6 protein-coding genes and 2 pseudogenes are annotated in these 6607 nt (G+C 62.3%); 3 read left to right on the top strand and 5 right to left on the bottom strand.

Annotation, left to right across the window (positions count from 1 at the left end):
- Positions 1–43 precede the first annotated feature (43 nt).
- Positions 44–1082: pseudogene (locus AUC71_RS09320) on the bottom strand (DUF1254 domain-containing protein); the annotation flags it as partial.
- Between the two features lie 18 nt (positions 1083–1100).
- The gene (locus tag AUC71_RS09315; RefSeq protein ID WP_069624045.1) at positions 1101–2720 is read right to left on the bottom strand and encodes a DUF1254 domain-containing protein; all 1620 of its coding nucleotides are present in this window, start codon (positions 2718–2720) and stop codon (positions 1101–1103) included.
- Positions 2721–2734: 14 nt separating this feature from the next.
- On the opposite strand from AUC71_RS09315, the gene AUC71_RS21955 reads away from it, so the two are divergent.
- Positions 2735–2866 (top strand): hypothetical protein, encoded by a 132-nt coding sequence (locus AUC71_RS21955; protein ID WP_280139302.1) that lies wholly within the window; start codon positions 2735–2737, stop codon positions 2864–2866.
- Here AUC71_RS21955 and AUC71_RS09310 read toward each other — a convergent pair.
- Positions 2863–3165, bottom strand: a complete 303-nt coding sequence (locus AUC71_RS09310) for a hypothetical protein (protein ID WP_069624044.1) — start codon at positions 3163–3165, stop codon at positions 2863–2865. The genes AUC71_RS21955 and AUC71_RS09310 overlap by 4 nt on opposite strands.
- A 383-nt stretch (positions 3166–3548) precedes the next feature.
- Positions 3549–4067 (bottom strand): hypothetical protein, encoded by a 519-nt coding sequence (locus AUC71_RS09305; protein ID WP_069624043.1) that lies wholly within the window; start codon positions 4065–4067, stop codon positions 3549–3551.
- A 109-nt stretch (positions 4068–4176) separates the two neighbouring features.
- On the opposite strand from AUC71_RS09305, the gene AUC71_RS09300 reads away from it, so the two are divergent.
- Positions 4177–4848, top strand: coding sequence for an AraC family transcriptional regulator ligand-binding domain-containing protein (locus AUC71_RS09300; protein ID WP_083238232.1), 672 nt, complete (start codon positions 4177–4179; stop codon positions 4846–4848).
- Positions 4734–5141, top strand: coding sequence for a helix-turn-helix transcriptional regulator (locus AUC71_RS21950; protein ID WP_280139303.1), 408 nt, complete (start codon positions 4734–4736; stop codon positions 5139–5141). The genes AUC71_RS09300 and AUC71_RS21950 overlap by 115 nt, the downstream gene beginning before the upstream one ends.
- On the opposite strand, the pseudogene recG reads toward AUC71_RS21950, so the two are convergent.
- Positions 5138–6607: pseudogene (gene recG, locus AUC71_RS09295) on the bottom strand (ATP-dependent DNA helicase RecG); the annotation flags it as partial. The gene AUC71_RS21950 and the pseudogene recG sit on opposite strands and share 4 nt — an antisense overlap.

Here is a 6607-nt window from a genome sequence, read left to right as displayed (position 1 = left end):
TCCGTCGAGTGTCTCGCCCGTCCCGTATCGATCCCGGTCAGTGATAGTCGCTTTCGATCGAGTCATTGCCGTAGATACCGCCTTTGCACCTGCGCACGCAACAGCCAATTGCCATTGAAGAAGGCGCTGTCGCCGAACCAGGAGCCGATCTTCCAGCCGTTCACGTCTTTCGCACCGCTGGCCAAATAGGCGTCGACCTTCTTGTCGCCTTGCTTCATGCCGAGGCCGATTTCCAGCCGGTGGCCGAGCGGGAGTTCATGGAAGTCGAAGGCCTTGCCGGGACCGACGCCAATCTTGGCAAGCTTCGCGCGAATGTCTTTTTCATTCGCTTCGGCCGGCGCGAACTGCAAGGCAAAGTCGAGGTACTCGAAGAAATTGGCCTTCACGAGATCCTTGTCGATTTTGGGAAAATCGATCTTCGGCGCCGGCGGGGGCGCAGGCTCGCCAAGATAGGCAGACAGCGGTTGCACCTTGTAGCCGGCTTGGATCTTCTTCACGTTCTCCATGTCGGCCGGATTGAAGAGTTGCGTGCGATACCCTGCGAGCGAGAACTGGGTCGACGAGCGAAAGACTTTCTTGATGCCTCTCGGCGTCTCGCCCTGCCAATCGGGTCCGACGACCATGTAGTCACCGGCCTCGTTGCCGGTCGCGCGGCTGCCGATATAGCCATAGTTGTAGGTGTTGCCGTCCTCGAGTTGCACCGCGTAGTAGCGCTCCTTCTCGACCGCAGGAACCGAGAGCACCATGGGCTCGGCGCGAAGGTCCATCCATAAGAACGAATAAGGCGTGTCGCTGTTCGGCGTGACGATCGCCGTGTCCTTGTAGGTGAACACGCGCGCCTCGTTCTTGATTTCGTTGAACGGCGCCTTGAACTGGCCTGAGTCCTTGTCGACCGCGTAGGCATACATCACCGCGTAGTTCATCACGATCGGCAGGCCGTAGATGAAGCCTTCCTCGGCGATGTCCTTGGCGTCGACGATGCCCGGCCATTCGGCCGCTTTTGCTGCCGGGGCGGCAAACGTGAGCAACACGCCAGCGGCTAACAATGCCACTGGCTTGGCGAAAGTCATCGTTCGCAACATGATCTGATTATCCTCTCTCTAATTTGCCAGTTCGATTTCGGTCGGCCGCCAGCTCTTGTCGAAGAAGGACGGCAGCGGGCTGTAGAGGCGCAGGATCGTAAACCACCCCTTTTTCGGATCGGTCTGGATCCAGTTGCCGCGTTTCACGCCGTCGGGCTGCTCTGGACCGAAATAAACAGTCGTCGCACCCTCGGCATCCACTTCGGCCGCAGGCGAGGGATAGGACTGGCTGCCGGCCCGCGGATATTTCTGCGGCGTCTGCAGCATCGAGCGCGTCTGGTTGTCGTAGAGCGTGAAGGACCAGAAGGCTTTCGCAGGGATGTCCTTGGGCAGCGTTACTTTGTACGTCTTGGCACCGTCAAACGGGTTTCCCTCGGAATCGAGGAAGGCCATAAGGTACTGCGACCCCACGCCCGGAATGCGCATGATCATGCCCGGCGAGTCGAGGGTGTAGCCGTAGTAAAAGGCTGCACGCGAATCGAGCGTGCGCGCGCCGGTCGGCGGCAGCGGCTTGAACATTCCGTTCGCGAAGAGCGGCGGCGGGGTCTCGAAGAACGCTCCCCCTTCCCACAGCATGCTGCCCCACTGCGAACCGTCGTAATAAGCCCAATCCGGATGCTTCATCGCGTAGCGCCAGTTGAGCGACCGACCCGTTGCCTGGCCGAACGCCGCCGCGTCCGACAGAATCTTCTTCATCCGGTCGTCCGGCTTGAACTCTTTGCCGTGCACGATGCCGATGGCGGCAAGCTGTCCGGCGAGCTCGACGTCGTAGCTCGTGGCGGGTTGGTTTTGGACATTCTCGTTGATCAGCTCGAAGAACCCGTAATCGCTCGGCGGAATCGTATTGAACGAGCGCCCGCTGCCCTCGATGAACGTCGTCTCGGGGATCTTTGGTTCGCCCGCGATGGCCACGGTGCCTTCGAGAGCTTGAGCAATGCTCGTTCCGAAAGAGCCAGGCTGGTAGGGATAGATCTTGAGGTTCTTCTTGACGTTCTCGACGGCCGGCTTGGGATCGTTGTCGACGAGATAGGCACGCGCCGCATACATGGCGAAGTTCGTCTTCGAATGCGCGACGAAGTAGCCACCCTCGGGCAACGGACCGTCATAGTCCGGTCCGACGATCAAGTACTTGCCGCCGAGCCCGCGGTCGGGGCCGGGACCGCCGATGTCGATGATCCACGAGAACCACATATCGTTGATCGTGCCGACGGCGTTCGACGGCTGCTCGATGACCAGCGGGCCTTTACTCAGATCGAGCCCGGCCAGGTAGTAGACCGTGTCGGCATTGGCTGTCAGGAACAGCGAGTTCGAGTCCATAAGTTCGGAAAAGATGACGACATCGCCGGGTTTGGCGCCGATGCTCTCGAAGCCCTTGACGATGGCCAGGGCCGAGGCGCCCCGGAAGCTGTTATTGTAAGCGTTGAGGGCACGAGTGAAGTCGAGCGTGTCATAGACCTTCTTAGCCGTATCCACAGTCGGCGCACCGTCCTTGAACTCCAGCGTGCCGATATGCGTCTCGATCTTGTCCGGCGCGGATAGCGAGTCGACCGTCTCTTGAGAGACTTGCGCTGCGGCCGGTTGGATGGCGACGAACGCCGTGGCAATGCCAACCAGCATTGCGGAACTTAGAGAGCGCATGAATTCCTCCTAGCGTGGACCGTTTTTCGTCCTTCTCGGGTGTGCAGACTATCAGTATGGCGCGGCTCGCCGATAGTTCCGGCGTGAAACTGGCGAAAGAAAGCGGCGTCAAGGCCGCCGCCTTCCTGTCGAGCGATCCACCCTAATAGAGGTCGCGGTCAACGTCTTCGGCCGTACCGATCGGGTCGGATTCTTCGTCCGTGGGTGTCGTGGTCTCCTTAAGGTCTTCTTCCAGCTTCTCCAGAAAAGACTCTTCTTTTTTGGTGTCCCCCGATGCCGCAGCGGGCGCACCGGCAGCCTGGCCGGAGCCTTCCTGTGCGTAAGCCGGCGCGACGAACGAGCCAAGGCAGATTGTCAACGTCACCAGAGTGAGTCCTGCGCAACGCTTTGTCATTGCGGTGCCTCGGTTGCCGGAGGGAACCGCTTCGCGCTGATCGATTGTCATTTGACCTGAATCCGTCATGATTATCCCGAGTGCTCTTTCTACTCGCCGCGCTTCTTAAGCTCGGCTTCTTCTTGCGGCGTCACCTCTCCGGCGTCTTCAAGAGCTTTGATGCACTGCGGGGATAGCTCCTTGCCGTGCTGCCTCATGCAGAGTGCGAGCAGTTGGCTTCCAAGGCCGTTCTTCGTTGCAGTACTGACGATAATCGTGTGCGCAGTACTGCTTTTCCTCGTCTGTGACCGGGTAGGCGGTTTGCGCAAGGGCTGCGGCAGAGAGTGTCCCAGTCAGCAGGGCTGCGAGCACCAAAGTGAACTTTGTCATGTGTTTCCCTCTTTAGGTTTCAAAGGCAGCTATTTTTGAAGAGCAAGTGTGATGTTCGGGGCGCCTCAATAGATGGCGGCACGCCGGAAGGAGCGGCGCCCGACGCCGGCGACGGAAAGCGGTGTCAAAGGCCGGCCGATAATGTCGATGAACACCGCGACCTCGGTCCCGGCCGCGGGCATGTCACCCTGGGTCAGCTTAACCGTGTAGGTGAGGGTGTCGCCGTCGAGTACAGGATCCTGCAGTTCCACGACGGTCTGTTTGAGCGTCTTGCCGTCGATGATGGAAATGTCGGCGTTGGGCGGATCGGACTTGAAGCTGTCCTTGCCTTCGCTCCAGAAGGGGATGAACGCCGTGGTCTTCATGTTGCCGGCGATGCGCTCGGGACGGTCGGTGAAGAACACGGTCACGGGGCTGACATTCTCGAGCGTCAGCTTGTTCGTGGCCGGGTCGAAGCTCATACTCTTGGCGCTCTGCACGAAGAGGAAATCGGCCATTTTTTCCTCCTCCGCTGCGGCGACGGTCACGCCGAGAAGAATGAAGGTCAGCGCCGCAGCCGCTATAAAGCTGTGTCTCGTCAACATGGGTCGTCTCCTGGTTGGGGTGCTCAGAGTGGGGGGTCGCAAGGAGCGTGACCGTAGTGGGCGGATGCGCTAGAAGTCTTGCCATTTGGCGCCAAAGTTGGGGGTGGTGATGTTCGGCGAGACCTTCGCGCATAATCCGCGCACGCTGCTCCACATCGCGCCTTATCTCAGGAGCCGTTCCGTCAATCCCCTCGAGATCTTCAAAAGGGCAGGTGTGTCGCCGTCGACACTCTTGGACGCGAATGGTTGGGTGCCGCGCGAACTGTGCTTCAGGCTCGGCAACGAGATCTACAACGTCACGGGCGAACGCTTCCTCGGCGCCGATGTCGGGCGCGCGTTCGCCCTTTCGGACCTCGGTGCCTGGGGTTCGGCTGTGTCGGGCGCCGCGACCCTTCGTCAGGCGTGTGCGGCCGCCGCCAGTGGTATCGGCTTGCTTCATGGGGGCAGCGACCTCGGATTCCGAACGGAAGGCAGGTTCGGTATTTTGAGCTTCGCCTTCGTTGGCCGTTCAAGCCTCGAGCCAAGGCAACACATACTCGGTGTGCTCGCGGTTTTGCGGAGCGTGGCGTTGCTCGCCGGTGTGCCCGAGGCGGTCGGCGCACGCTTCGCGCAAAATTACGAGCGCACGGGAGAGCGGTTGGAGGAGACCTTCGGTCAGTCGATCGAATTCGGCTGCGCGCAGGATGCGATCGTCATCGACCGCGCCATCCTCGACTTTCCGACCGAAGGGGCGCCAGGGCGTGGAACCACGTTGACCCACTCGAGACCGCGCGGACGCTAGCCTCGCATCTGCGGGAGTGGCTGCCCTACGGCGAAATCAGCGTCGAGGGTGTTGCCGCATATCTGCGCATGAGCACGCGGACCCTGCAACGCCGCCTGAGGGACTGGGGATTCTCGTTCGAGGAGATGGTCGACGATTTGAGGCATGCGGAGGCGGTCCGTCGCCTGGCCATCGGCCAAGAGTCGATGATGGAAATTGCCTTCGTGCTCGGCTATTCGGACCAGGCTCACTTCACGCGCGCCTTCCGGCGCTGGACCGGCATGGCGCCGCGGGACTACGCCAGGCGCGTCTAGCCCGCGCGCATCAGCTTCACCGCGTCGTCACGCTCGAACAAATAGAGCAAGAGCCGCAAGCGTTCGCCGTCCTCGCCTTCCAGCGTCGGATTGCGGGACAGCGTCAGTCGCGCCGAGTCGCGCGCGCCTCCAGCAGCTCCTGGTGTTCGGGCAGGATGGCGGTGCGGAAGGCGGGCAGGCCGCTTTGCCGCGTGCCCAGAACCTCGCCGCCGCCGCGCAAGCGCAAATCTTCTTCCGCGATGACAAAGCCGTCTTCCGTGCTGCGCATCACGTTGAGCCGCTCGCGCGCCGTCTCGCCCAGCGGTTGCTTGTAGAGCAGGATGCAGGACGACTCCGCCGCGCCGCGCCCCACGCGCCCGCGCAGCTGATGAAGCTGCGCGAGACCGAAACGTTCGGCGTGCTCGATGATCATGATGGAGGCGTTGGGCACGTCCACGCCGACCTCGATCACCGTGGTCGAGACGAGGATGGAAAGCGCTCCGGACGCAAACCGCGCCATCACCGCGTCCTTGTCCTTGCCGGTGAGCTTGCCGTGCACCAGCCCGACGGAATCGCCGAAGCGGGCGCGAAGTTCGATGAAGCGCTCTTCCGCCGCCGCCACGTCCAGGACCTCGGATTCCGCGACGAGGGGGCAGACCCAATAGATCTGCGCGCCTTTCTCGACGGCGCGCGCCACGCCGCCGATCACCTCGTCGAGTCGTTCGAGCGGGATGGCACTGGTCTTCACAGGCTTGCGGCCCGGCGGCTTCTCGTCGAGCCGGGAGACGTCCATGTCGCCATAGCTCGTCAGCAGTAGCGTGCGCGGGATCGGCGTCGCCGTCATCACCAGAAGCTCCGCGCCCGTCCCCGTGCCCTTTTTTTGCAGGGCGAGACGCTGATGCACGCCGAAGCGGTGTTGCTCGTCGATGACCACGAGCCCGAGATCGCGAAACGCGACCGTCTCCTGGAACAGGGCATGGGTGCCGATCAGAATATCGATGTCCCCGGCCTTCAGGGCTTCGAGGATGCCGTCGCGCTCCTTGCCGCGCTCGCGCCCCGTGAGCAAGGCCACGCGCAGACTTGCGGCTTCGGCGAACCCGCGGATCGTGGCGAGATGCTGCCGGGCGAGAAGCTCCGTCGGCGCCATGAAGGCGGTCTGCGTGCCGGCCTCGACCGCTGTCGCCATGGCCAGCAGCGCGACCACGGTCTTGCCGCTGCCGACGTCGCCTTGCAGAAGCCGCAGCATGCGGCTGCCGCTTGCCATGTCTGCATTGATCTCTGTGAGGGCGCGTTGTTGCGCGGCCGTCAGCGCGAAGGGCAGGGCACCGACGATGGCGCGGCGCAGCTTCCCCGAACCGGCGAGACTCTTGCCCGCGCGCTTCTTCAGGCGCTGGCGGATGATGGCAAGCGCGAGCTGATTGGCGAGAAGCTCGTCATAGGCGAGCCGCGCGCGCGCCGCGGCCGACGGGAGAAGATCGGCTTCGCCG

This window comes from Methyloceanibacter marginalis (assembly GCF_001723295.1).
GTDB classification, from domain to species: domain Bacteria; phylum Pseudomonadota; class Alphaproteobacteria; order Rhizobiales; family Methyloligellaceae; genus Methyloceanibacter; species Methyloceanibacter marginalis.
The sequence above is the reverse complement of the archived record's forward strand: the minus strand, read 5'-3'. Positions and strand labels throughout refer to the sequence as shown.

Bases quoted from the DNA above. Each gene is read 5' to 3' on its own strand.
- AUC71_RS09305 (WP_069624043.1), bottom strand. From the start codon at position 4,067: ATGTTGACGAGACACAGCTTTATAGCGGCTGCGGCGCTGACCTTCATT.
- AUC71_RS09315 (WP_069624045.1), bottom strand. From the start codon at position 2,720: ATGCGCTCTCTAAGTTCCGCAATGCTGGTTGGCATTGCCACGGCGTTC.
- AUC71_RS09310 (WP_069624044.1), bottom strand. From the start codon at position 3,165: ATGACAATCGATCAGCGCGAAGCGGTTCCCTCCGGCAACCGAGGCACC.
- AUC71_RS09300 (WP_083238232.1), top strand. From the start codon at position 4,177: ATGTTCGGCGAGACCTTCGCGCATAATCCGCGCACGCTGCTCCACATC.